Genomic DNA, 24,712 nt, shown 5'->3' on the forward strand with positions numbered 1-24,712 from the left:
GGGCAATGCCGAGGTAGACGCACGGCAGTGCGCAAGACGCTGTGCCCGTAGCCACAAGGCAGCAAGTAAGCCCCGCTGGCCAGCGGCAGGCCCAAGCTGGGTCGGTTGCGCTACAGTGCACAAAACACTGTGCCCGTTGCTACGCGCCCAGAAACCCCCCGGGCGCCCCCTCCCCCGGGGCAGCCACATAAGAAATCTCCGCTTCTCAACTAAAGCAGCGGAAAGCAGATCGAATTGGTGTAATCGTTGAGATAGAGCACCAGGTCGGTCTCCCCCACAGGCGCCAGGAACACCAGAGTGCCCTCCACAAACCCGTCGGGCAGCAGGCGGCCGTACCCCAGCGCCGTGGCTGTGTCGAGGTCGGTCTCGAGCGAGGGGGTGAGGTTGCCGTTGGAATTGCACAGCTCAAAGTTGGCGGCGTCATAAGCCATGATATCTTCATACAGGTTGGTGATGCGCAGGGACACCACCACATACTCCTTGCCCTCGGGCGCGGGGTAATCCCAGGTGCCGTCGCTGCGGCTGGTGCCGAGCGACTCCACCCGCAGATACCGCGATTCGTTGGTATACTCCAGATGGAAGTCGTGGGGCAAAAAGTCGTAGTATTCGTCGAACTCCTCCACGCCGCTCCTGGACGGCTCGGCGTTGCGCGCCACCCCGATCAGCAGCGCCATGCACCCGCTGAACAGCAGCACCGCACCCAGCACCACGGCCAGCACAATCAGCACCACCTTTTTGGTGCTGCTCTTTTTGGGCGGCGGCGCGGGTATGTACTGGTACCGCGGGGCCGCGTTGGAGATGCTCGCCGGCAGGCCGCACATCGGACACACATCGCCGCCCAGCAGCACCGCGCCGCAGCGCACACACCGCGCGGCCTCCCGTTCTGTCTGAGGGGTTTCTTCCCCAGCGGCTTCCTGTTCCGCCGAAGCGGGCTCCGGGGGCGGGTTCTCCCCCGGCTGGCAGGAATTGCGGTTGTCGTAGAACTCCTCCATCTGAAAACAGCCTCCTTCTATGCTTTCTCTCCCATCAGTTCCAAACCGAGCACCTGAATCGCCATGTCCTTATCGATGTTGCGGATGTGATGGCGGCGGCGCTTTTCCGAGATGGAGTAGATCAGCACATCGCATTTGTTATCCATCTTTTGAAATACGCTCTGCCGCAGGGTAATGTTGGCCGCTTTTTCGCGCGGCATCATTACTGTGTGTAAATAAAATCCACTAGAATAACGCAAAGTATAAATATCGTTGTGCCGCCCGATGCCTGAACTGGTAAAATCCAGGATACGCACAATCAAAAACAGGAACGCGGGCAGGCAGGACATAAAGCCCACCCAGTGGATGAAATCCGCCCAGGTGGGGAACACCCGGCCCAAAATGATGGCGGCGGCGGGCAGCAGCACGCAGGGCCAGAACGCGTCGTTCAAAAAGCGGAAGATCGCGCCCGGGTTGGGCTTTGCCTGGCGGCTGGTCAGCTTGAACTCGGGCAGCAGCAGGCTCAGGTGGCGCATCAGGTCGCGCGCGGCGGTCGCCGGAATCAATGCCGAGACGTCGTCCTCCATCTTGCCGTAACCCACCGCGTGGATGAACACCGAGTAGAGCCCCAACAGCTTGGTCAGCACGCTCTGGCGGATATCCACATAGTTGATCGCCTCCACAGCCACCGAGTAGCGCCGCAGGGTGAAGATGCCGCCCGAGATATTCAGCGCGCCCGCGCTGCGCCGCACGCGGAAATTTTTGTGCCGGATCAGGTTGCGCACAAAGGTGAACAGCCAGCCGAACAGCAGCAGATAAGCGATGGCGGCCGCGGCGGGCGGCAGGCCGAACGCCATCATGCGGGTGAAGGTTTCAAAGGTGCCGTAGATGCGGTTTTCCAGCTCCTCCCCCAACAGGGTGCCGGTCTGCGAGATGAAGGTGGAAAAAAAGATCACCCCGGCCAGCGAATTGGAGAGGATCGCGGACAGGGCCGCGATGTAGATGCCGCGCGGGGTGTATTCTCGGGGCAGATAGCTCTCTCCGGAGAGGCCCTCCTCGCGGTCCGCAAACAGCTCCTCGGCGTCCCGCCGCCGCAGGGTGAGGCGGATGTCCGCCTGGTCGAAGCCGCCCGCCTTGGTGTCCACCCGCAGGCGCACCGCGCCCAGCGGCCGCAGCCAGAAGGGGTAGGTGAGCGCCATTGTGTCCACCCGTGCGGCCGGGATGAGGGTGCGGCTGCGCCAGAAGATGCCGGCCTGCACAAACAGCCCCTCCGGCCTGCGCTCGTAGGTGAGCAGCCACCAGCGCGCCACCGCCAGCCCCACGATCAGCAGCAGGACGAGCAGGTCGAACCACGCGCCAGCCAGCCATCCGGCCAGGCCGTTGCGCAGCCCGGCCGCCACGCCGCGCAGCAGGGGCAGCAGCAGCAGGTAAAGAAAGCGCGACAGGTGCTCCAGCACCATGATGGGATGCGCGCGGTGCGCCTGGTTCATCCGTCCGCCTCCTCCACGCCCCTGCCCGTGGTGAACAGCTCCTGCATCATCTGCGCGTCCTGCCGCCGCACACAGGGCAGATACATCCAACCGCCCGCCGCCTGGAAGAAGATCGCGCACAGGCCGAACAGCTTTGGCAGCGGCAGAGTCACAATTGTAATATACTGAATGTTTTTAATTAATATCGATTTCCTTCTTGTATAAATTACGCCGCAGCGGATCACCAGCAGGTCGTCGCTGGCGGCATAGCTGAGCTTTTTATATTTGAGCGGATAGTACCAGAGGAACAGCGCGAGAAAGGCCGCCACCCACAGCCCGGTGAGGATGCACCACACCAGGGTGCCGGGCGCGAAGAACAGCGCCGACAAAAAGGAGGGCAGCAGCGCGCAGATACACAGGCGGATGCGCCAGACCAGCAGCGCCCGCGGGTCGATCCTGTGAAAATTCATCCGCATCCTCCTCCCTGTAAAATCCCCCGCCGCGCGTCAAGACGCGGGCGCGCCCTGCTGGGCCCTCTTGATGGAAAGCGACAGGCGCCCCCGCCCAAGGTCCACGCCGATCACCATCACCTTGACGATGTCCCCCACCTTGACCACCTCGCTGGGGTGCTTGACATACCGCTTGCACAGCTCCGAGATGTGCACCAGGCCGTCCTCGTGCACCCCCACATCCACAAAGCAGCCGAAGTCGATCACATTGCGCACCGTGCCGTCCAGGATCATCCCCTCCTTGAGGTCCTCCAGCGACATCACGTCGGTGCGCAGCAAGGGCTTTGGCAGCTCGTCGCGCGGGTCGCGCCCGGGCTTTAAAAGCTCCTCGATGATATCCCGCAGGGTGGGTTCCCCCACCCCGGTCTGTTCGGCCAGGGCCGCGAGCCCCAGCTTGGCGGCGCGCTCGCGCATCTCCCCGATGCCGCCCGCCGCCACATCCGCGAGGGTGTAGCCGCACAGCTCGAGCAGCTTTTTCGCCGCGCCGTAGCTCTCGGGGTGCACCGAGGTGTTGTCCAGTACGTTTTTGCCGCCCGGCACCCGCAAAAAGCCCGCGCACTGCTCGAACGCCTTTTTGCCCAGCTTGGGCACCTTGAGCAGCTGGCGGCGCTCGCTGAACTCGCCGTTCTCCTCGCGGTAGGCGACGATGTTTTTGGCCACCGCGCTGTTCACCCCGGCCACATGCGCCAAGAGCGCGAACGACGCGGTGTTGAGGTCCACCCCCACCGAGTTGACGCAGCTCTCCACCACGCCGCCCAGCGCCTCGTCCAGGCGGGCCTTTGGCATGTCGTGCTGGTACTGCCCCACGCCGATCGCCTTGGGGTCGATCTTGACCAGCTCGGCCAGCGGGTCCTGCAGCCGCCGCGCGATCGAAACCGCGCTGCGCAGCGAAACGTCGTAGTCGGGGAACTCGTCCGCAGCCAGCTTGGAGGCGGAATAGACCGAGGCGCCCGCCTCGCTCACCACCATATAGGCCGCGCCGCAGTCGAGCTCCCGCAGCAGGCCGGCGATGAACACCTCGGATTCGTGCGATGCGGTGCCGTTGCCGATGGCGATGGTGGTGACGCCGTGCTTCTGGATCATGCGCCTGGTCACCCGCTTGGCCTCCTCCATCCGGCCCGCGCTGCCCAGGGTGGGGTAGATCACGCCGGTCTCGAGCACCTTGCCGGTGGGGTCCACCACCGCCAGCTTGCAGCCGGTGCGGTAACCCGGGTCGAGCCCCAGCGTCACCGAATTTTTGACCGGCGGCTGGGTGAGCAGGTGGCGCAGGTTGACGCCGAACACCTTGATGGCCTGCTCGGTCGCGGTCTCGGTGAGGGCCGCGCGGATTTCGCGCTCCAGCGAAGGGAAGATCAGGCGGCGGTAGCCGTCCTCAGCCGCGGCGCGCACCACCGCGGAGGAGGGGTTCTCCCCCGCCACGAACCGGCTCAGCAGGATGCCCAGGCAGGCGGCCTCGTCCGCCTCCACCGAAACCTTGAGGAAGCCCTCGCGCTCCCCGCGGTCGATGGCCAGCACCCGGTGCCCCGCGATGCGCGCCACGGGCTCGGAAAACTCCCGGTACATCTCGTAAACGCCCAGGTCCTCCTGCGCGCCCGCCGCGCGCACCACGCCGAATTTCATCAGGTATTGCCGCAGCAGCCTCCGGCAATCCGCGTTGTCCGAGATCGCCTCCGCGATGATATCCTGCGCGCCCGCCAGCGCGCCGGCCGCGTCGGGCACCCCGTTTTCCTCGGAAATATAGGCCGCGGCCGCCCCCAACGGGTCGAAGCCGGGGTTCTGCTCCATAATCGCCAGCGCCAGCGGCTCCAGCCCCCGTTCGCGGGCCACGCTCGCGCGGGTCTTGCGCTTGGGCTTATACGGCCGGTAGATATCCTCCACCTCGGCCAGCGTCTTGGCGTCGGCCAGCGCCCGTTCGATCTCCGGGGTCATCTTCTCCAGCGCGCCGATCGACGCGGCGACCTCCTCCTTGCGCTTTTGCAGGCCGCGCAGGTAGGCCAGCCGCTCGGACAGCTCGCGCAAAATCTGGTCGTCCAGCGAACCGGTGAGCTCCTTGCGGTAGCGCGCGATAAATGGGATGGTGTTGCCCTCGTCGATCAGGCGCACGGTGTTCTCCACCTGCTGCGCGCGCAGCGAAAATTCTTCTGTTAACTGCTCTTTGATATCCATGTCGCTTTGTCCCTCACGATTGTAAATCCCTGTTGTTGGGTCAAACCTAGTATACCACAAAAGAGCCCCGCACCGCGACCTTTTTCAAAAGTTTACGCGGAGGAGGCGCCGTTCAGAATATTTTACCATTTTTCTTTCCAAGAGATTGACAGCCCGCGGCGAATGATGTAAACTTAATTTGATCAGTTTGATTTCTCCTCCTATATTCGATAGAAATAGTTTAACACTGCAAAAGGAACGGTACCGCCGTTCCTTTTGCAGTTTTTTGTCTTTTCACCAGCGCAGCTTGACGAACAACAGCGGGCAGAGATAAAACGCCGCGAAAGCCACCGCCCCGTACTCCACCGCCTTGAGAGGCAGCAGGTCGGGCAGCAGGAAACCCAGGCCGAGCTTGACCGCCGCCACCACCAGCAGGCCGAACAGCTCCCGGCGCAGCCGCGCGCGCAGGGTGCGCCTCACCGGCGGGAACCGCACAAAGCGGTGCTCCAGCGGGATGGCGGCAGCATACCCCACCAACAGGCCGTAGCCCTTGACAAAGTCCGCGTCGTGCCACAGCAGCACCAGCGGCAGAAACGCCGCAGCCAACACCAAACAGGCGCGCTCCCGCCCGCGTTCATTGAAGTTGCTGAACAGCAGGTAGACGAGCACCGCGCAAAGCAGGCCGAGCACCGCGCCCACCAATACATCCTTGGGCCAATGCACCCCCAGATAAAGCCGCGACAGGGCGACCAGCACCACCACCAGCGCGGCGGCGAAGGCTGTACCGGCGCGCCGCGCGCGGATGGCGATCGACCCGAACAGGGCGGCGGCGGTCTGGGTGTGGCCGCTGGGGAACGACGCGCCGGTTGCGGTTTCCACCCGCAACGAGCGCACCCCCTCCTGCCCGATCGGGCGAGGGAAGTTGCAGATATTTTTCACCAGGCCGTTGGCGTTGACGCTCAACAGCAGCGAAAAGGTCATATACTCGCCGGTCTCTTTATCGAGCAGCCAATAGACTACCGTGATCGCCAACACGGCTGCGACCGGCTCGCCCAGCATGGTGACGCCGATTGCCAGGTAATCGAGGAACAGGTTGGCAACCGACTGGATTGCCAGCAGGATCGATAGCTCCATAACGTACCTCCGTGGAATGACCGGTGTGATTTTTTATTGCAGAGCAATAAAAAACTTATCCTGATGGCCGCGACCCGGGGATGGGCCGAATGGTCGAAAAAATAGCCTGCGGCTATTTTTTATGCGAAGCGGTTCATCACCAGGCCGGTGATCAGCTTGGGATAGAAGTAGGTGCTCTTCTGAGGCATCTTCTCGCGCGCCGCAGCCACCGCCGCGATCTCGCTGACGCGGGTGGGGTTGATGAGGAACGCGCAGTTGGCCTCGCCGCCGTCCACCGCCTTCATCGCGTCGGCGGCGTCGCGGGTATAGCGCAGGTTGAGCTGGTTGGCCATGTTTTCCTTATCGATGCCGAAGATGCGTTCGAGCACCAGCGTGTGCAGAATGGACACATCGAGCTGTTTGCCGGCCTCGCTCTTGCCCGGCAGCAGCTCGTCCATCACAGCGGTATCCTTGAGGGTGAGCTGATGCCACACCGGCGTGCCGGTGTACAGCACAAAACTCTTTTCGCCCCGCGCATACGCCGCATCCAACGCCGCCTGCGGGTCGCCCATGCCCTCGGTCACGGTGAAATAGGCCGCGCAATCGGCCAACACCTGTTCTTTGTCGAACCGATCGAGGTTTTTCACCACGCGGTGGGTCGGGAACACCACCAGGCCTTCGTTTTCCATGCTCACCAGCATCATCATCACATAGTTGGCCGGATCGTCCTCCTCCAGCGCCCTGCCCTGCGCACGCAGGTGGTCGCGGTAGTTGAGGGCGGTCTCATAGCGGTGATGGCCGTCCGCGATGTACGCTTTTTTGTCCCGCATCAGGCCGCAGAGCTGTTCCGCCGCGGCCTCGTCGTACACGCACCACAGCCGGTGGATCACCCCATCCTCGGCGGTGAAGTAGACATCCGGCTCGCGCGCGGACAGCGCGTCGATCAACCCGGCCACGCCGCGGTCCTCGTCGAAATAGAGGGAATAGATCTGGCTAAAGTTGCAGTCGGTTGCCTTCATCAGCTCAAAGCGGTCGGCCTTGGCCTTCGAGAGAGTCTCCTCGTGCGGCAGTACGACCCCCTCGGAAAACGGGGTGAGCTTCACCCGCGAGATAAAGCCTTTCACCCGCTTCACCTGGCCCAGCGCGGTGAATTCCTCCTCGTAAATATAGATGCCCGCGCGGTCATCCTGGCGCAGCACCCCCTGCTCCAGCCAGCTTTGCAGCGTGCAGCCCGCCTCGTTGTAGGGATGCTCCCCGCGGGGCAGCTCCAGCCGGATGATGTTATGGGGGTTGGCGGCGAGATATCCCTCGCGCTGCTCGTCGCTGATGATATCATAGGGCGGGCAGCAAAGGGTGTTGATCTCCCCCGCCTGCTCGGTAAAGCGCAGGGCGCGGAACGGCTTGATTTCTGGCATAAACGGCACCTCATCTTTTTTATTTGTCAATAGAAACTTCTCATTTCTATTTTAGGGAATCCCGCGGACAAGTCAAGGAAAATTGCGGAATTTCGAGAAAGTGATACTTTTATGGCGCACAAACCGCCGCTGTAAGCCCGGCCGGATCGCGGCTGACAACAAGCCGCGCCTTGATGAATATGATGACAACAGGGAGATTCCCATTTCGATCAAATAAAGAAAGGAAGTGACCCCTTGTCGGAGCATTATCCGTTTCAAAAGCTCAGCCTGCCCTACCACTATGCCGGTCTTGCGCCCACCATCAGCCCGAACACGCTGTATATACATGACGCCACACTGTTGGCAGGGTATGTGGATACCCTCAATTTCCTGGTGGCCCAGTATCCGCAGTATCATGACTGGAGCCTGGAACATCTCATCACCGGCAAGCTGTTGATGCCCGAAACCGACCGGCTGCGCATCCAGAACTATGCGGGCGCGGTTTTTAACCACCGGCTGTTCTTTGAGCGCGCCTGCCCCAAAGGTTCCAGCAAGCCCGGCCCGCATCTGTCCACCGCGATTGCCAACCGCTACGGTTCTATGGCGCAGTTCCAGCAGTTGTTCCAACAGGCTGCGCACAGCATCTTTGGCGCGGGATGGGTGTGGCTCAACACCGACAGCGAAGGCAACCTGCACATCGCCATCACCAGCGACAACGCAGCCCCGGCCCTGCATGTGTTCACTCCCATCCTTGTGCTGGATGTGTGGGAGCACGCCTATTTCCTGCAATTCCCGGCCCAGCTCGACCGGTACATCCAAACTTGGTTTACCCTCATCAATTGGGATAAGGCCGAAGAGGCGTTTTTGCAGGCGACCAGCGGCAAACAAAGCTAAGGCCCGGCTGTGAAAGCCCTTCTACCAAAAGATATATTCATTTGACAGCAGAAAAAAATACCGCTATAATAAAATCAAAGGGACACTGTCAGCAGACGGTTAGCCCCAAAGATTTGGTTAAAGAATAACCGCTACTTCTTGGCTGGAGGGGCGGTTATTTCTTTTTGATTGCAATTATGTATCCGGTTGCTGCGATCAACACGAGGATGACCCAACCATATTCCATAAGCAACGCCCCCTTTCAGGGGCAAGACTTAACCGCCTGCCGTTTGCGACAGTGTCCGCCGCTATGATATCATAGCCCGCTCATTTTGACAAGCAACGCCTAAGGCCACCGCCCCAGCGCAAATCCATTTGACAGCACGAAAAAATTCCGCTATAATAAAACCAAAGGGACACTGTCAGCAGACGGTTAACCCCAAATAAGATTGCAGAAATAACCGCGTTCTATGGGGATAGAGGGGCGGTTATTTCTTTTTGCCCTGAAACAGAGCAATAATACCGATGACCACCAGACAAAACGAAAATAACGCTTCATATGTAACCATCAGCACCACCCCCTTCCTTGGGGAGTGGCTAACCGCCTGCCGTTTGCGACAGTGTCCGCCATTATGATATCATAGCCCGCTCATTTTGACAAGCAACGCCTAAGGCCACCGCCCCAGCGCAAATCCATTTGACAGCACGAAAAAATTCCGCTATAATAAAACCAAAGGGACGCTGTCGACAGATAGTAGTTAAAGAATAACCGCTACATTTGGACGATGGGGCGGTTATTTCTTTTTGCCCTGAAACAGAGCAATAATACCGATGACCACCAGACAAAACGAAAATAACGCTTCATATGTAACCATCAGCACCACCCCCTTCCTTGGGGAGTGGCTAACCGCCTGCCGTTTGCGACAGTGTCCGCCATTATGATATCATAGCCCGCTCATTTTGACAAGCAACGCCTAAGGCCACCGCCCCAGCGCAAATCCATTTGACAGCACGAAAAAATTCCGCTATAATAAAACCAAAGGGACACTGTCAGCAGACGGTTAGCCCCAAAGGTTTGGTTAAGAAATAACCGCTACTTTTTGGCTAGAGGGGCGGTTATTTCTTTTTGTCCAAAAACAGGGCAACAATGCCGATGACCACCAGACAAAACTGAAACAGCTCTGCATATGTAACCATCAGCACCACCCCCTTTCAGGGGCAAGACTTAACCGCCTGCCGTTTGCGACAGTGTCCGCCGCTATCATAGCACAAGCAACAAACTTTTACAACAACATCTGTGCAGCGGGCCGCACAAAACCACTTGATTTATCTAACAAAAAACAAAAAAGACCCCGGCGCGCACCGCGGCCACAAAACCCCACCGGGCATGCGCCCGGGGGCGATGCCGAGGAAAACACTTGCTAAGGCGTGGGGCGCGGTGGCCGAAGCTGTGAAGCCGGGTGCGAACCCGCCGGGCAGCGCCTGGCAGTGCGCAAAGCCCCGCCCACAGCAGCGCGGCACCACCCCTCCGCAAAAAGCCGCAAAAGCCGGGCAGGATGTCGCCAACCATCCCGCCCGGCTTCTGTTTGAAGACGCAAAAAGGGCGCTGCATGTTTCTTACTCATACAGCACCCCGAATGTTTCCCCTTCATTCGTGCAACGCAGGCCGCCTGCATGATACAGCGCGGCACATCCTCCCCACGTGTGGAACGCATATTCATCTTCGACTTGCAAGGCACGGATGATATGCACGTTGATATGTGTGAGCACATCGCTGACTCCTTTACAGCGGGGGAAAAATGTTGTATAATGTCGGTTGCAGGGCGCGGCTGTCGCCGCGGTGTATGAGTTGATCCCTCATATGCAGGGCGCGGAAGCTCCTACTTCCGGGCCTGCCTTGCGCTTTTTGCGCCTCACGTTTATTATAGGCTATCTTTTCCAGAAAATCAAGGGGTTTGTCGAAAAATGTCGTCAAACGCTTCGCGCAGCCCCTTCCCCACAAAAACAGACCCCAAAGACGGTACCGGCCAAGCCCGGCGCCGTCTTTCTTTTTTTCATTCATCCGCGGGGAAAATACCACCCCCGCTTACCTATATATAAATATAGTTCAAATCGGCTGTTGAAAAACTTGAAATAAGGCTGAAAATTTGTTAGAATAAACTTTGTGAAAAAAACGTTGAAAACTATTCTTTCCACCCGTCGGACCTATGTTTTCCACTGATTCAACAAGTTTTCCACAGATGGAGGTTAAACAACATGGAATCGTTCCGCGAGGTTTTTGCTTTGGTGAGCGAATACTGCAAAAAGGAGATTTCACAGGTCGCCCACTCGCTCTGGATCAAAGACATCGAACCGGTCAAACTGGAGGGCTCCACCGCTTATCTGGCGGTCCGCTCGGAGTTTAAACAAAAAATCCTGGAAGAAAAATACTACGATCTACTCACCCGCGCGTTTGAAGAGGTGATGGGCTTCCCGGTGGACCTGGTGATCACCTCGCTGGAACCCACCAAGGCGCAGGCCGAGGAGGCCGTGGAGAAGCTGGCGAGCTGCTCCCCGGAGGAGGTAGAAAAGACCACGGCGGGCGGCGATTACGAATACACCTTCAGCACCTTCATCGTGGGCCCCTCCAACAAATTCGCCCACGCCGCGTCGCTGGCGGTGGCCACCAACCCCGCGGGCGCATACAACCCGCTGTTCATCTACGGCGGCTCGGGCCTGGGCAAGACCCACCTGCTGTACGCCATCTGCAACGAGGTGCTTAAAAACAAGCCCGAAACCAACATCATCTATGTGAAGGGCGAGAATTTCACCAACGAGCTGATCGAGGCGATCCGCTCGGAGAGCACGGCTGAGTTCCACAACAAGTACCGCCAGGCCGACGTGCTGCTGGTGGACGATATCCAGTTTATCGGCGGCAAGGAGAGCACCCAGGAGGAGTTCTTCCACACCTTTAATACCCTGTATGAGGCCAACAAGCAGATTGTGCTCACGTCCGACCGGCCGCCCAAGGAGATTAAAACCCTGGAGGACCGCCTGCGCACCCGCTTTGAATGGGGCCTGCTGGCCGACGTGCAGCCGCCCGATTTTGAGACCCGCGTGGCGATCATCCGCCGCAAGGCCGAGCTGCTGGATATCGACATCCCCGACGACGTGGCCGAATATATGGCCAACAAGCTCAAAACCAACATCCGCCAGCTCGAGGGCGCGGTGAAAAAGATGAAGGCGTATAAGCTGCTGGCCGGCACCCCGCCGTCCATCCTCATCGCTCAGAACGCCATCCGCGATATCCTCAACGACCACCAGCCGGTACCCGTCACCATCGAGCGCATCATCTCGGAGGTGGCCCGCACCTACAACGGTGTCACCCCGCAGGATATCCGCTCGAACAAGCGCTCGGCCAACATCTCGTCGGCCCGCCAGGTGGCCATCTACATCGTGCGCGAGATCACGCAGATGTCCATGTCGGCCATCGGCGAGGAGTTCGGCGGCCGCGACCATTCCACCATCGTGTATGCGCTGCAACAGGTGGAAAAGAATATGAAGATCGACCCGAGATACAAGGAATTGATCGAGGATATCACCAAAAACGTGCGCAATTCTTAAAAAACCGGCCGGATTTCCACAGCGCGCAGTTTTCCACCTTCCACCTTTTTCACACCTTGTGGAAACCCATTTTGCGCGCGCCCCGGCCTTCCACCGAATCGTTCACATGTTTTGCACCATCCACCGGGGGTTTTCCACGCGGCTGTGGAACAGGCGCGGCGGTTTTCACCTTTCCACCGGCGCGTCCGGATTCTCTGCACGCGGTGGGATGTCCCGTTTTTCGCTTGTCCATGCGGGTTCGCGGGCTTTTCCACGAAATCCCCGCCCCCTACTACTGCGACTAGCTTTCTTTATCCTTTCCTATCTATCTTTGTTTGCATGTTTATGCATGTGGAAAGAAAAACTGTGTTTCACGGAAATACAGGCACGATAAAAAATTATCTCCCCGTGCAGGTTTTCCTGCATGGGCCTTAAATCAAAGCAGAGGTGATCCGATTGAAATTTAACTGCGATCGAAACGAGCTGTTTGAGGTGATCTCGAACGTCTCCCGGGCGGTGTCGCCCAAAAGCACCCTGGCCGCGCTGGAGGGCATCCTGCTGCGCGCGCAAAGCGGGCGGCTGTATCTGTCGGGCTACGACCTGGATATGGGCATGTCCGCCTCGATTGAGGCGAACGTGGCTGAGGAGGGCGAGATCGTCCTCACGGCCAAGCTGTTTGTCGATATGATCCGCCGCATGGCGGGCGAGAGGGTGAGCATCGAAAGCGACGCGAAGCTGCTCACAGAAATTAAGTGCGGCCTCACCGAGTTCACCATCCTGGGCATCCCGTCCGAGGAGTTCCCCGAGCTGCCGGCGGTGACGGGCGACGAGGGGTTCTCGCTGCCGCAGAACATGCTCAAGAGCATGATCGACCAGACGCTGTTCGCCATCGCCACCAACGACACCAAGCCGGTGCACACCGGTTCGCTGTTCGAGATGGACGACAACGAGCTTTCGGTGGTGTCGGTGGACGGGTTCCGCCTGGCGCTGCGGCGGGAAAAGCTCGCGGGCGCGGGCGAGGCGTCGTTTGTGGTGCCCGGCAAGACGTTGTCTGAAATTTCCAAGCTGCTGGACGGCGAGAGCGACGAGCTGGTGGAGGTTTCGCACTCGCGCAAACACATCATCTTCCAGGTATCGGGCTATGCGGTGGTGTCGCGCCTGCTGGAGGGCGAATTCCTCGACTACAAGGCGGCCATCCCGCCGGCTGAGGGCACGGTGGTGACGGTGAGCAAGCGCGCGCTGATCGAAAGCGTGGAGCGCACCTCGCTGCTGATCTCCGACCGGCTCAAAAGCCCGCTGCGGGTGAAGTTCGACGGCGAGTGCATTAAAATGTCCTGTTCCACGGCCATCGGCAAGGCGTACGACGAGCTGACCTGCAAGATCGAGGGCCCGCCGGTGGAGATGGGCTTTAACAACCGCTACCTGCTGGACGCGCTGCGCGCGTCGGACTGCGATGAGGTGCGGCTGGTCATCAACGGGCCGCTTTCCCCCATGAAGATGCTTCCGCCGGACGGCGAGAACTTCCTGTTCCTGGTGCTGCCGGTGCGGCTCAAGGCGGAATGACGGGGGAGAAGCGGATGAAGACCGAGAAAATTGCAATCCATACCGGGTTTATCAAGCTGGATCAGCTGTTAAAATTTGCGGGCGCGGTGGAGACCGGCGGCCAGGCCAAGGACGCGATCCAGTCAGGCGAGGTGTCGGTAAACGGCGAGCGCTGCGAGATGCGCGGCAAAAAGATCCGGCCGGGCGACCGGGTGGCGCTGGACGGCGTGGAAATCGAGGTTGTTGCTGGTGAGAATTGACCGGCTGCACCTGCGGGATTTCAGGAATATCGCCGAACTGGAGTTACAGCCCGGCGAACATGTCAATATTATCCATGGAGACAACGCGCAGGGCAAAACCAATCTGATCGAGGCGGTGTGGCTGCTCACCGGGGCCAAGAGCTTCCGGGGCGGGCGGGACGCCGACCTGGTCCGGTTTGGGGCGGCGTGCGCGTCGGTTGAGGCGGCGTTTTTCCGCGACGGGCGCGAACAGACCGCCGACCTCGCCTTTGGGGCGGGCGTTAAAAAGCGGGCGCGGCTCAACGAGATCCCGTTGCCGTCGGGCGCGGGCCTGGCCGGGGTGTTCTGCGCGGTGGTGTTTTCCCCCGCGCACCTGAGCCTGGCGCAGGACGGCCCCAGCGAGCGCAGGCGGTTTGCGGACGGCTGCATCTGCCAGCTTTCGCCGCGGTATATCGCCCTGCTTTCCGACTACAGCCGCACCCTGCTCCAGCGCAACACCCTGCTCAAGGATATCGCCTATGCCCCCAGCCTGCTGGATACGCTGGACGTGTGGGACGAACGGCTGGCCGAGCTGGGCGCGCTGATCTGCCGCAACCGCGCGGAGTATGTGGCGCGGCTGGCGGCCCTGGCGGGCGAAATTTACGCGGGCATCTCGGCGGGCCGGGAGCGGTTCGCGGCCCGGTACGCGCCGGGCGGCGCGCCCGAGGGGCTGGCGCGCGGGGAATACCGCGCCTGGCTGCTGGAGGCGCTGCGAAGGGCGCGCGCGGATGACCTGCGCGCCGGGGCGACCTCGGTGGGGCCTCACCGGGACGACATCGAGCTTTCGGTGGACGGCCTTTCGCTGCGCGGGTTCGGCTCGCAGGGGCAGCAGCGCAGCGCGGTGCTGGCGCTCAAGCTGGCCGAAAGCCGCCTGGCCGAGCAGATGCTGGGCGAGCGGCCGGTGATCCTGCTGGACGACGTGATGAGCGAGCTGGACGGCGGGCGGCGGGACTACCTGCTCAACCACCTGGACGGCAGCCAGGTGTTCATCACCTGCTGCGACCGGCAGAGCTTCGACAGTTTGCAGGGTGGCCGGGAGTTTGAACTGAAGGCCGGGGCGCTGTGCCCCGCATGAGAGAGGAGACGGGCCATGTATTTGCACCTGGGGCAGGACACGGTGGTGCGCACCAGCGACATCATTGGCATTTTTGATATTGAAAACACCTCCCTCGCGCGCTCCACGCGCGGGTATCTCGCCCAGGCGGAGAAGCGGGGGCTGGTGGTGAACGTCTCGTATGAGCTGCCCAAGAGCTTTGTGGTGTGCGGGGAGGACGGGAAACAGCGGGTGTATATCTCGCAGATATCCTCGGCCACGTTGAAAAAGCGCTCGGGCTATATCGACAACATCGCAAACGTGAAATAAAAGACCCTTGCGGGCGGGACTGTCCGCAGACTAGGCATATGCCGTTTTGGAGGTTTTAGCATTGGAAGAGAAACTCTCACAGGCCACGCACGAAAATAACAATTACGGCGCGGACGACATTCAGGTGCTCGAAGGGCTGGAAGCGGTGCGCAAGCGCCCGGGCATGTATATCGGCTCCACCGGGCCCAAGGGGTTGCACCATCTGGTTTACGAGGTGGTGGACAACGCCATCGACGAGGCGCTGGCGGGCTACTGCTCCCTCATCACCGTGGAGCTGCTGGAAAACGACGTGGTCAAGGTGACCGACAACGGCCGCGGCATCCCGGTGGGCATCCAGTCGAAGACCGGCCTGCCCGCGGTGACAGTGGTGTTCACCGTGCTGCACGCGGGCGGCAAGTTCGGCGGCAGCGGGTACAAGGTATCCGGCGGCCTGCACGGCGTGGGCGCGTCGGTGGTGAACGCGCTCTCCACCTACCTGGAGGTGGAGGTGCGCGACGGCGAGCACCGCTATTACCAGCGGTTTGAGCACGGCAACCCGGTGGCGCCCCTCAAGATCATCGGGGACACCGCCGAGACCGGCACCACGGTGCTGTTCAAGGCCGACCCCGAAATCTTCCGCGAGGGCACCTCCTACGACTACGAGGTGCTGCTGCGCAGGCTGCGCGAGCAGGCGTTCCTCAACGCGGGGGTCAACATCTTGTTCACCGACCTGCGCGACCACGCCAACGTGCGCGAGGAGCGGCTGCACTACGAGGGCGGCATCCGCAGCTTTGTCGAGCACATCCACCAGAGCAAAAACCAGGAGGTGCTGCACGACGATGTGATCTACCTGTCCGCCCGCGACGGCGACAGCACCGCCGAGGTGGCGCTGCAATACAACGCCGATTTTTACGACGTCATCCTGAGCTTTGCCAACAACATCCACACCACCGACGGCGGTACCCACGAGACCGGCTTTAAAAACGCGATGACGCGGGTGTTCAACGACTACGCCCACAAGGCGAAGATCATCAAGGAGAACGAGAAGTTTTCCGGCGACGACGTGCGCGAGGGCCTCACCGCGATCATCTCGGTGAAGCTGACCGACGCGCAGTTCGAAGGGCAGACCAAGGCCAAGCTCGGCAACACCGAGATGCGCACCATGGTGGATAACCTGGTGTACGACGGCCTGATGACCTATTTTGAAGAGAACCCCGCCGTGGCCCGCACCATCATGGAGAAGGCGTCCACCGCGGCGCGCGCCCGTGAGGCGGCCAAAAGGGCCCGCGAGCTCACCCGGCGCAAGTCCGCGCTCGAGACCGCGTCGCTGCCCGGCAAGCTGGCCGACTGCTCCGAGCGCGGCAGCGAGGGCACCGAGATCTATATCGTCGAGGGCGATTCGGCCGGCGGCTCGGCCAAGCAGGGCCGCGACCGGCGGTTCCAGGCGATCCTGCCGCTGTGGGGCAAGATGCTCAACGTGGAGAAGGCGCGGCTGGACCGCGTGTACGGCAACGACAAGCTGATGCCGGTGGTGACCGCGCTGGGCACGGGCATCGGGGATGAATTCGACCTGACCAAGCTGCGGTACGGCAAGATCATCGTCATGGCCGATGCCGATGTGGACGGCTCGCACATCCGCACCCTGCTGCTCACCTTCTTCTTCCGGTATATGCGCCCGCTGATCGAGGAAGGGCATGTCTACCTGGCGCAGCCGCCGCTGTTCAAGGTGTCGCGCGGCAAAAAGGTGCGCTACGCCTTCTCGGAGGAGGAGCGCGACGCCTATGTGCGCGAGCTCTACCCGGACGCGGCGGAGAACCCCAACGTCAAGAAGGAGATCCAGCGGTATAAGGGCCTCGGTGAAATGAACCCCGAGCAGCTGTGGGAGACCACTATGGACCCGGAAAACCGCACGATGATCCAGGTGAGCATGGAGGACGCGGTGTCCGCGGACGAGGTGTTCACCATCCTGATGGGCGACAAGGTGGCGCCGCGCCGCGAGTTCATCGAGAAGAACGCGCGCTACGTGAGCAACCTCGATATCTGATACTAGTTGTCAGAAAATCACAAGATAAAATCGGCGGCGAAGGCGGACATGTGCCGCCGCAGCCGCACCTTGAGAACAAACCGGCGGTAGGGAGCCGGTTTGTGTTGGAGGGGTTGGTTGGGAGGGGAACTCTCAGAGCAAGGCGTTAGCCGCTGCGATTGAGGTTCCCACCCCAGTCTTGTCGATGAAATCGACAAGACAACGAAAATAATTCGGGCGACCGCCCCGCCGCGGGGAGGCCCCATGAAATATGGTGATGGAAAACATGTATCAGGAAGACAGCAAGCTGATTATCCGGGATATCGAGAAGGAGATGAAGAAGTCGTTTCTCGACTACTCCATGTCGGTCATTGTATCGCGCGCCCTGCCCGATGTCCGCGACGGCCTCAAGCCGGTTCACAGAAGAATCCTTTACACGATGTATGAAAACGGGCTTTCGCCCGACAAGGCCTACCGCAAGTGCGCGGATACGGTGGGTAACGTGCTGGGTAAATATCACCCGCACGGCGACGCCTCGGTTTACGACGCGCTGGTGCGCCTGGCGCAGGACTTTTCGCTGCGCTACCCGCTGGTGGACGGCCACGGCAACTTCGGCTCGGTGGACGGCGACCCGGCGGCCGCTTACCGCTACACCGAGGCCCGCATGGCCAAAATGGCGATGCCGCTGCTCACCGATATCGAGAAGGAGACGGTCGATTTCACCCCCAACTACGACGACCGCATCCTCGAACCGGTGGTGCTGCCCAGCCGCTACCCCAACCTGCTGGTGAACGGTTCCACCGGCATCGCGGTGGGCATGGCCACCAACATCCCGCCGCACAACCTGCGCGAGGTGGTGGACGCAGTCTGCTGCCTGATCGACAACCCCGACGCCACCCTCGACGACCTGATGGAATTTGTCAAGGGGCCGGATTTTCCCACGGGCGGCATCATCATGGGCCGCAAGGGCATCCGCAGCGCCTACGGCACCGGGCGCGGCCGCGTCATCCTGCGCGCGCGCGCCGAGATTGAGGAGCACAAAAACGGCCGCGAGCGCATCGTTGTGACCGAGATCCCCTATATGGTCAACAAATCGCGCCTGATTGAAAATATCGCGGACCTGGTGAAGGAAAAGCGCATCGATATGATCAGCGACCTGCGCGACGAATCGGACCGCGACGGCATGCGCATCGTGATCGAGCTCAAGAAGGATGCGAACGCGCAGGTGGTTTTAAACCAGCTGTACACCTACACCCAGCTTCAGGAGACGGTGGGCGTCATCATGTTGTGCATCGTGGACGGCGTGCCGCGCGAGCTCACCCTCAAGGAGATGCTGCACGAGTACATCAAGTTCCAGGAGAGCGTGATTGTGCGCCGCACCCGCTACGACCTGCGAAAGGCGCGCGAGCGCGAGCACATTTTGGAGGGCCTCAAGATCGCCCAGGACAATATCGACGAGGTCATCCGGATCATCCGCTCCTCCAAGGACGACAGCGAATCCAAGCCGCGCCTGATGGAGCGGTTCGGCCTCACCGAGATTCAGGCATCGGCCATTGTGGCCATGCGTTTGGGCCGTCTCTCCGGCCTGGAGCGCGAAAAGATTGAAAACGAGCTGCGGGAGATTTTGGCCCGCATCGCGGATTATGAGGAGATACTCTCGAGCGAGACCCGCGTGCTCGAGATCATCAAGGAGGAGATCACCGCTATCCGCGACAAATACGGCGACGAGCGCCGCACCGAAATCCAGGCGGTATCCGGCGAGGTGGATATCGAGGACCTGATCCCGGTGGAGGACTGCGTCATCACCCTGACCCATTTCGGCTATCTCAAGCGCATGGCGATGGACGTCTACAAGACTCAGCGCCGCGGCGGCCGGGGCATTTCGGGCATGACCCGCCGCGACGAGGACTTTGTGGAGGAGCTGTTCATCTGCTCCACCCACGACTACATCATGTTCTTTTCCAACCGCGGGCGGGTTTACCGCCTCAAAGGGTATGAGATCGCCGAATGCAGCCGCGCATCCCGCGGGGCGAACATCGTGAACCTGCTGCCGCTGGAGCAGGGGGAGAAGATCACCTCGATGATTAAGGTGGATGAATTCGACGAGGACCGGTATCTCATCATGGTGACCCGCCACGGCACGGCGAAGCGCACCCCGCTTTCTCTGTTCAAAAATGTGCGCAAGGGCGGCCTCATCGCCATCAGCCTGGACGAAGGGGACGAGCTGGCCTGGGTGCGCGAGACGGGCGGCGAAAACGAGCTGATCGTGGCCACCCGTCAGGGCATGGCGATCCGCTTTTCAGAAAACGACCTGCGCCCCATGGGCCGCACTGCGCGCGGCGTGCGCGCCATCAGCCTGGGCGAGGGCGACGAGGTGGTTGGCATGGCCCGCACCCGCGAGGGAGCAACCGTGCTCACCGTCACCGAGAAGGGCTCCGGCCGCCGCACCGAGACCAGCGAATACCGTTTGCAAAACCGCGGCGGCAAGGGCATCATGAACTACAGATGCAACGATGACAAGGGTTGTGTGGCCGGCGTGAAGGTGGTGGACGATGAGGACGACGTGATTATGATTACCGACGACGGCGTCATCATCCGCATCCCGGTCTCTGAGGTGAACGTGCAGTCGCGCTATGCGGGCGGCGTGCGCGTGATGCGCGTGGCCGAGGGCAGCCGCATTGTCACCCTGGCGCGCGCGCCCAAGGAGGACCCGGACGGCGCGGACAGCCCCGAGGAGGCCGGCGAGACCACTGAAAACAGCCCGGAGGTGGATGAAGAGACTGCTTCCGGAGAGCAGGAATAAACGAAAAAAAACAGAGGGCGAAAGCATCAGGTGCTTTCGCCCTCTGTTTTTGTGAGATCCTCTGCCAGTGCCAGCAGGGCCGTTTCAAAGTCAATTTTTTTGAGCCCATCCTGAAACGCGCGGATGAGCGTCTGCCGGAGGCTGCTATCCCGGTGCAGGGCTTTGAGGTACGCCTTCCAGGTGTAGCGAGGTTTTGCGGAGCCCGCCAGATGGGAAAAGTGCGCTGCCTCGGCTTGCAGCACGAAGCGCTGGAGGAGCATAAAACCATCTTTTTCGGAGAACAGCCGGGCCATCTGCATGGTTTCGTCCTTGTCGTGATCCTCAAAAAATTTGACCGGTTGGGAGATATCAAAATCGAATTGATCGCGGGGAAATTGTTCGACGGCGCGCTGGATAGCGGCCTTAGCTGTGCTGAGGAGCTCCGGGGAGCGCCGCAAAATCTGGACAAACTCATCCCAGAGGAGGTCCTCGTTGGCGCCTGTAGTGCTGATTTGATAGAGCGCGAACTCGCATTGGTAGGTGAGAAACAGGATGTAGAGCTCATTTTCGTGCGGGGGAAAGAAGATGAGATACCGCAGGACTTTTAGGTTGCGCGCCGTCCGAAACAGGGTGCGGAAATTTTTAAAGAATTTGGCGGGCTTGCTGTCTGCTTGATTTTTCATACTTGAACCTCCCTCGCTCTATTCTCAATGGTGTTTTTTAACGAACAAATTATACTTCTTAAATAAGTAAAAAGCAAATTTTTAGCGAAGTATAATATACGTAAAAACAAAGTAGATAGGGTGAGCAAATGAAGGATATACTGAATGAGATTACCCGGCTTCGATTGGAGCGGAACTGGTCTGAGTATGAGTTAGCGAAGAATTCCGGCTTGTCCCAATCAACGATTTCAACTTGGTATCGCAAGAACCAGATTCCCACAATACCAACATTGAACAAGGTGTGCCACGGTTTTGGCATAACGATGTCGCAGTTTTTTGCAGAGGGCGACGATGCGATTAATTTAACGCCCAAACAGCGGGAGATGCTGGACCACTGGTCGTCGCTGACCAAGAAGCAGCAGGAACTTTTTCTGGAATTGTTTAAGACAATGCCATGATTTTTAATTTTATGTTTTCACATAAAATGTCAGCAATTCACTTGGCGGCGGGGTTTGCACTTAGCTGTGCGGCTAATGGGCAGAGCGTTTTGCGTGCTGTAACGCAACTGGCCCGGCTTGGGCCTGGGAGCTTTGGTTTGCGCCTGGCCTGCCAGCTACGGGCAGAGTGGTCTTGCGCACTGCCGTGCGGCTGCCTCGGCATTGCCCCCAGGGGCATCCCCGGGTGGGTTTGCTTGTAGCCTTGTAGCTTCGGGCACAGTATTTTGCGCACTGTAGCGCAACCGGCCCGGCTTGGCCCTGGCCACTGGCCAGTAAGGGTTTGCTACTATTTACTGGCTTCGGGCAGTGTGCCCCACGCCTTAATAAGTGTTTTCTTCGGCAACGCCCCCGGGCGCATGCCCGGCGGGGTTTCGCCCCCGCGGGACGGCTGGAGCAATTTTAATTTAATGTTTATTTTTTTATGCCCTTTTGTTAAATAAAAGCGATTCATTTGGCGGCGGGGTTTCGGCCCCGCACGACGACTCGCTTTTGGTACACGCCAAAAGCGAGCAAAAACGTGTCAAAGGGGGCACCCCTTTGAAAACCCCGTTGTGCGCCCGGAGATAAAATCTGCGCTGGTGAAAGCGAAGTGCGGCAAGTACCCTCGGCAATGGTTCTGAAGTCGCTTCGCGAAAAGTGGGAAGGGCACGCTTCGCTCCCACGAACCATTGCCCCTGCGGGGTGCCCTCGGGCGACACCCGCAAAGCGCGCAGGCCCCGCACCGCTTGATTTTTGGCTCCGGGTCGGGTCGGCAACGCCGACAGGAAAGCCGGGTTGGCGCTTACGTTGTGCGGGGCGCGGTGGCCGAAGCCGGAAAAGCCCAAGTAAGAAAACCGCACTTACGCCCTGGGAGGGGCGGAGGATCTAGGGCAAGCGGGGGACGGCAGAGAGGATGCGGGCATTACCCGAGGGGATCCCGCCAAAGGCGGGACAGGTGCCTGATTGGAGCGAGTGCCCTCCAGAGGGCCTTCTCTTGTCCCTTCGGGACAATTCACCTTGCGCTCCCTGGAATTTGCACGAAGCGACTGGAAGGCACGTCGGCAGCGCCGACAGGCAATCCGGGTTGGCGCTTGCGCCATACCGGGTGCGTCCTCCGCGCGGAAGCTGCACTTTGCTTAACAAACGAGCCTGCCCGGCTTTCCTCCGGCCGTTGGCCGGCCGCCCCAAAAGGGGGGATGCCAAAGGGGGGAACGCCCTTTGGCGCGCTTTTGCATCCTTTTGGCGCGTACCAAAAGGATGGCGTCGCGCGGGGGCGCACCCCCGCCCAGGGATGCCCCTGGGGGCAATGCCGAGGCAGGCGCATGGCAATGCGCAAGGCGCTGTGCCCGAAGCTGGCAGGCCAGGCTGCTTCGGCCATCAAGCCACCCATCCCCCTATTTTGGGGCCAAAATCTCCCCGCACCGGGACCCTCGGACGCAAAAACCCCGCATCCGGGCAAAAATAACCCAAAAAAACTTGACAACTATGCGGTTTTTAAAGTATACTGTATTCCTGCAAGGTTTACCTCGAAGGGAGGGTTTGGAATGTTAAGAACCTATCAGCCGAAAAAGATCCATCGGGAGAAAGTCCACGGCTTCCGCAAAAGAATGTCTACGAAAAATGGGCGTAAGGTGTTGGCTCGCAGAAGAGCGAAAGGCAGAAAGACCCTGAGCTACTAAGAGATGACGGCCACAAATGTTGTTTGTGGCCTTTCTTTTTACAACGAAAACGGAAGGCTGGGCCATGCTTCATACACAACCGCTCAAAAGCAACCGCGATTTTCAGCGGCTTTACCGCCGCGGAAAATCGGCGGCGCACCCCGCGCTGGTCACCTATGTGGCCAAAAACAGGCTTGGCTACAACCGCCTGGGGCTCACCGCCAGCAAAAAGATCGGCAACGCGGTGCAGCGCAACCGGGCGCGGCGCATCATCCGCCAGGCCTACTTGGAGGCCGAACCGGATCTGGCCTGCGGCTATGACCTGGTTCTGGTGGCGCGCACCCGCACGGTGTTTTTAAAATCCACCGACCTTGTGCCGGTGCTGCGCGGACAAGCCAAAAAGCTCGGCGTCTGGGCCGGAAGTGCCAATGGGTAGCTTATGAAAAAACTGTTTTTAGCTCTGATCCGGTTCTATCAAAAAGTAATATCACCTATGAAACCTGCCTGTTGCAGGTTTTATCCCACCTGTTCCTCCTATGCCTTCGAGGCGATTTCGCGCTTTGGCATTGTGAGGGGCGGGCTACTTGTGTTTTGGCGCATTTTGCGCTGCAACCCCTTTTGCCGGGGCGGCTACGACCCCGTGCCAGACCACTTTACCTTTGTGCGGCAGGTTCGGCCGCAATAACAGAGAAAATAACGCAGCGCGTCCGCCATTTTGCCCGCGGGGGCATCGCTTCGCCCCGCCCGCTGCGAAAGAAAATGGAGGAATAAGCGCCGCATGATGAATTTTATCTACACAATTATTGGTTACCCGCTGGGATGGGTGATGTGGGCCTGCTATCAGCTGGTGCACAACTACGGGTTCGCGCTGATCCTGTTTACGCTCATCTCAAAATTGATTCTGCTGCCGTTTGGCATCAAGCAGCAGAAATCCACTGTAAAAATGGCCATGTTCCGCCCCAAGATGGAGGCCATCCAGAAAAAGTATGCCAACAACCCGCAAAAGCAGCAGGAGGAGCTCTCCGCCCTCTATGAAAAAGAGGGCTACAACCCCATGAGCGGCTGCCTGCCGCTGCTCATCCAGTTTCCCATCCTGTTCGGCCTCATCGACGTCATCTATAAGCCGCTCTATCACATCCTGCGCTTCCCCAGCGATGTGATCGAAAAGGCGGTCGAGATCGGCAAACAGGTGATCACCGCCAACGGCACGCTGGGCAATTTCATCCAGCAGAATGGCGGTTTGCGGCAGGAAAACATCATCATGAAGGGCCTCGAGCTCGACCCCTCCGCCTTCTCGACGGCGCTCGGCCAGGACTTTGTGGACAAGGTGGCCTCGTTCGACCAGCACTTTTTGGGGCTCGACCTCTCGCAGGTGCCCTCCCTCGGCTTCAATCTGCTCATCCTCATCCCTATCATTTCCGGCCTCACCTCGCTGCTGCTGAGCTGGTACACCACCCGCATGAGCGCGGCCAACATGGGCAACAACGCCTCGCTCAAGGGCATGAACATGGGTATGATGCTGATGATGCCCATCATGTCGTTTGTCATCGCTTTGCAGGTGCCCGCGGGCGTGGGCCTGTACTGGATTTTGACCAACCTGTTCTCGATGGCGCAGTCGATTTTCCTCAATAAGAAGTACAACCCCGCGGAGCTGCTCGCCGCCGCCCAGGCCGAAGAGGAGGCCCGCAAGGAGCGCGAACGGCAGGAGCGCATCGAGCGCAAAAAGCTGATGGCCAGCAAGGAATATCAGCAGGCCGAAGCGGAAAAGGCCATGAACCAGAAGGAACAGAACCGGCGGAAGATCGCCGAGGCGCGCCGCCGCATGGCCGAGCGGTACGGCGAGGATTACAAAGAAGAAGATATTGACGTGGACGAAAAATAAAAAAGGAACAG

General features: G+C 59.9%; 21 protein-coding genes. 13 read left to right on the plus strand and 8 right to left on the minus strand.

Going from position 1 to position 24,712, the window contains the following annotated elements; all coding sequences use genetic code 11:
• Positions 1-209: 209 nt before the first annotated feature.
• From H8711_RS07655 to H8711_RS07680, 6 genes are all read right to left on the minus strand, one after another.
• On the minus strand, positions 210-992 hold the full coding sequence (locus H8711_RS07655; protein WP_249282884.1) for a DUF4352 domain-containing protein: 783 nt from the start codon (positions 990-992) through the stop codon (positions 210-212).
• Positions 993-1,009: 17 nt separating this feature from the next.
• Positions 1,010-2,461, minus strand: a complete 1,452-nt coding sequence (locus H8711_RS07660; RefSeq protein WP_249282885.1) for a PH domain-containing protein — start codon at positions 2,459-2,461, stop codon at positions 1,010-1,012.
• The gene (locus H8711_RS07665; protein ID WP_249282886.1) at positions 2,458-2,910 is read right to left on the minus strand and encodes a PH domain-containing protein; all 453 of its coding nucleotides are present in this window, start codon (positions 2,908-2,910) and stop codon (positions 2,458-2,460) included. The genes H8711_RS07660 and H8711_RS07665 overlap by 4 nt, the downstream gene beginning before the upstream one ends.
• 36 nt (positions 2,911-2,946) lie before the next feature.
• Complete coding sequence (locus H8711_RS07670; RefSeq protein WP_249282887.1) at positions 2,947-5,115, minus strand: Tex family protein; 2,169 nt, start codon at positions 5,113-5,115, stop codon at positions 2,947-2,949.
• A 273-nt stretch (positions 5,116-5,388) separates the two neighbouring features.
• Positions 5,389-6,228 (minus strand): phosphatase PAP2 family protein, encoded by an 840-nt coding sequence (locus H8711_RS07675; RefSeq protein ID WP_249282888.1) that lies wholly within the window; start codon positions 6,226-6,228, stop codon positions 5,389-5,391.
• 119 nt (positions 6,229-6,347) lie between these two features.
• Complete coding sequence (locus H8711_RS07680; RefSeq protein ID WP_249282889.1) at positions 6,348-7,622, minus strand: DUF1015 domain-containing protein; 1,275 nt, start codon at positions 7,620-7,622, stop codon at positions 6,348-6,350.
• Between the two features lie 234 nt (positions 7,623-7,856).
• Here H8711_RS07680 and H8711_RS07685 point away from each other — a divergent pair, with 234 nt between their 5' ends.
• Positions 7,857-8,495: a superoxide dismutase gene (locus H8711_RS07685; protein WP_249282890.1), complete on the plus strand. Its 639-nt coding sequence runs from the start codon at positions 7,857-7,859 to the stop codon at positions 8,493-8,495.
• A gap of 1,762 nt (positions 8,496-10,257) precedes the next feature.
• On the opposite strand, the gene H8711_RS07690 is transcribed toward H8711_RS07685, so the two are convergent.
• A complete protein-coding gene (locus tag H8711_RS07690; protein WP_249282891.1) occupies positions 10,258-10,536 on the minus strand; it encodes a hypothetical protein in 279 nt (92 codons plus the stop codon).
• Between the two features lie 194 nt (positions 10,537-10,730).
• On the opposite strand from H8711_RS07690, the gene dnaA reads away from it, so the two are divergent.
• From dnaA to gyrA, 7 genes are all read left to right on the plus strand, one after another.
• The gene (gene dnaA, locus H8711_RS07695; RefSeq protein WP_249282892.1) at positions 10,731-12,077 is read left to right on the plus strand and encodes a chromosomal replication initiator protein DnaA; all 1,347 of its coding nucleotides are present in this window, start codon (positions 10,731-10,733) and stop codon (positions 12,075-12,077) included.
• Between the two features lie 426 nt (positions 12,078-12,503).
• Positions 12,504-13,619 (plus strand): DNA polymerase III subunit beta, encoded by a 1,116-nt coding sequence (dnaN, locus tag H8711_RS07700; RefSeq protein WP_249282893.1) that lies wholly within the window; start codon positions 12,504-12,506, stop codon positions 13,617-13,619.
• Positions 13,620-13,633: 14 nt separating this feature from the next.
• Positions 13,634-13,858: an RNA-binding S4 domain-containing protein gene (locus H8711_RS07705; RefSeq protein ID WP_249282894.1), complete on the plus strand. Its 225-nt coding sequence runs from the start codon at positions 13,634-13,636 to the stop codon at positions 13,856-13,858.
• Positions 13,848-14,951 carry a DNA replication/repair protein RecF gene (gene recF, locus H8711_RS07710; protein WP_249282960.1) on the plus strand — a complete coding sequence of 368 codons (1,104 nt, stop codon included), beginning with the start codon at positions 13,848-13,850 and terminating at the stop codon, positions 14,949-14,951. Before H8711_RS07705 ends, recF begins: the two co-directional genes overlap by 11 nt.
• 15 nt (positions 14,952-14,966) lie before the next feature.
• A complete protein-coding gene (gene remB, locus H8711_RS07715) occupies positions 14,967-15,239 on the plus strand; it encodes an extracellular matrix regulator RemB (RefSeq protein ID WP_249282895.1) in 273 nt (90 codons plus the stop codon).
• Between the two features lie 61 nt (positions 15,240-15,300).
• Entirely contained in the window at positions 15,301-17,262 is a 1,962-nt protein-coding gene (gyrB, locus tag H8711_RS07720) for a DNA topoisomerase (ATP-hydrolyzing) subunit B (RefSeq protein WP_249282896.1), read from the plus strand.
• Positions 17,263-17,518: 256 nt separating this feature from the next.
• A complete protein-coding gene (gene gyrA / locus H8711_RS07725) occupies positions 17,519-20,044 on the plus strand; it encodes a DNA gyrase subunit A (RefSeq protein WP_283245892.1) in 2,526 nt (841 codons plus the stop codon).
• Positions 20,045-20,070: 26 nt separating this feature from the next.
• Here the strand turns inward: gyrA and H8711_RS07730 are convergent, their stop codons facing one another.
• Positions 20,071-20,706, minus strand: coding sequence for a hypothetical protein (locus tag H8711_RS07730; protein WP_249282897.1), 636 nt, complete (start codon positions 20,704-20,706; stop codon positions 20,071-20,073).
• Between the two features lie 128 nt (positions 20,707-20,834).
• On the opposite strand from H8711_RS07730, the gene H8711_RS07735 reads away from it, so the two are divergent.
• From H8711_RS07735 to H8711_RS07755, 5 genes are all read left to right on the plus strand, one after another.
• Entirely contained in the window at positions 20,835-21,143 is a 309-nt protein-coding gene (locus tag H8711_RS07735; RefSeq protein WP_249282898.1) for a helix-turn-helix domain-containing protein, read from the plus strand.
• A 1,562-nt stretch (positions 21,144-22,705) separates the two neighbouring features.
• Positions 22,706-22,840: a 50S ribosomal protein L34 gene (gene rpmH, locus H8711_RS07740; RefSeq protein WP_249282962.1), complete on the plus strand. Its 135-nt coding sequence runs from the start codon at positions 22,706-22,708 to the stop codon at positions 22,838-22,840.
• Between the two features lie 64 nt (positions 22,841-22,904).
• A complete protein-coding gene (gene rnpA / locus H8711_RS07745) occupies positions 22,905-23,255 on the plus strand; it encodes a ribonuclease P protein component (protein WP_249282899.1) in 351 nt (116 codons plus the stop codon).
• Positions 23,256-23,258: 3 nt separating this feature from the next.
• The gene (yidD, locus tag H8711_RS07750; RefSeq protein WP_249282900.1) at positions 23,259-23,504 is read left to right on the plus strand and encodes a membrane protein insertion efficiency factor YidD; all 246 of its coding nucleotides are present in this window, start codon (positions 23,259-23,261) and stop codon (positions 23,502-23,504) included.
• Positions 23,505-23,597: 93 nt separating this feature from the next.
• Positions 23,598-24,701 carry a YidC/Oxa1 family membrane protein insertase gene (locus tag H8711_RS07755; protein WP_249282901.1) on the plus strand — a complete coding sequence of 368 codons (1,104 nt, stop codon included), beginning with the start codon at positions 23,598-23,600 and terminating at the stop codon, positions 24,699-24,701.
• Positions 24,702-24,712 lie beyond the last annotated feature (11 nt).

Source organism: Ligaoa zhengdingensis, from assembly GCF_014384885.1.
Lineage (GTDB): Bacteria > Bacillota > Clostridia > Oscillospirales > Ruminococcaceae > Ligaoa > Ligaoa zhengdingensis.

Bases quoted from the DNA above. Each gene is read 5' to 3' on its own strand.
- H8711_RS07735 (WP_249282898.1), top strand. From the start codon at position 20,835: ATGAAGGATATACTGAATGAGATTACCCGGCTTCGATTGGAGCGGAAC.
- H8711_RS07680 (WP_249282889.1), bottom strand. From the start codon at position 7,622: ATGCCAGAAATCAAGCCGTTCCGCGCCCTGCGCTTTACCGAGCAGGCG.
- H8711_RS07655 (WP_249282884.1), bottom strand. From the start codon at position 992: ATGGAGGAGTTCTACGACAACCGCAATTCCTGCCAGCCGGGGGAGAAC.
- H8711_RS07665 (WP_249282886.1), bottom strand. From the start codon at position 2,910: ATGAATTTTCACAGGATCGACCCGCGGGCGCTGCTGGTCTGGCGCATC.
- H8711_RS07705 (WP_249282894.1), top strand. From the start codon at position 13,634: ATGAAGACCGAGAAAATTGCAATCCATACCGGGTTTATCAAGCTGGAT.
- H8711_RS07730 (WP_249282897.1), bottom strand. From the start codon at position 20,706: ATGAAAAATCAAGCAGACAGCAAGCCCGCCAAATTCTTTAAAAATTTC.
- rpmH (WP_249282962.1), top strand. From the start codon at position 22,706: ATGTTAAGAACCTATCAGCCGAAAAAGATCCATCGGGAGAAAGTCCAC.
- H8711_RS07755 (WP_249282901.1), top strand. From the start codon at position 23,598: ATGATGAATTTTATCTACACAATTATTGGTTACCCGCTGGGATGGGTG.
- rnpA (WP_249282899.1), top strand. From the start codon at position 22,905: ATGCTTCATACACAACCGCTCAAAAGCAACCGCGATTTTCAGCGGCTT.
- yidD (WP_249282900.1), top strand. From the start codon at position 23,259: ATGAAAAAACTGTTTTTAGCTCTGATCCGGTTCTATCAAAAAGTAATA.
- H8711_RS07675 (WP_249282888.1), bottom strand. From the start codon at position 6,228: ATGGAGCTATCGATCCTGCTGGCAATCCAGTCGGTTGCCAACCTGTTC.
- dnaA (WP_249282892.1), top strand. From the start codon at position 10,731: ATGGAATCGTTCCGCGAGGTTTTTGCTTTGGTGAGCGAATACTGCAAA.
- H8711_RS07690 (WP_249282891.1), bottom strand. From the start codon at position 10,536: ATGAATGAAAAAAAGAAAGACGGCGCCGGGCTTGGCCGGTACCGTCTT.
- remB (WP_249282895.1), top strand. From the start codon at position 14,967: ATGTATTTGCACCTGGGGCAGGACACGGTGGTGCGCACCAGCGACATC.
- gyrA (WP_283245892.1), top strand. From the start codon at position 17,519: ATGGAAAACATGTATCAGGAAGACAGCAAGCTGATTATCCGGGATATC.
- H8711_RS07670 (WP_249282887.1), bottom strand. From the start codon at position 5,115: ATGGATATCAAAGAGCAGTTAACAGAAGAATTTTCGCTGCGCGCGCAG.
- H8711_RS07660 (WP_249282885.1), bottom strand. From the start codon at position 2,461: ATGAACCAGGCGCACCGCGCGCATCCCATCATGGTGCTGGAGCACCTG.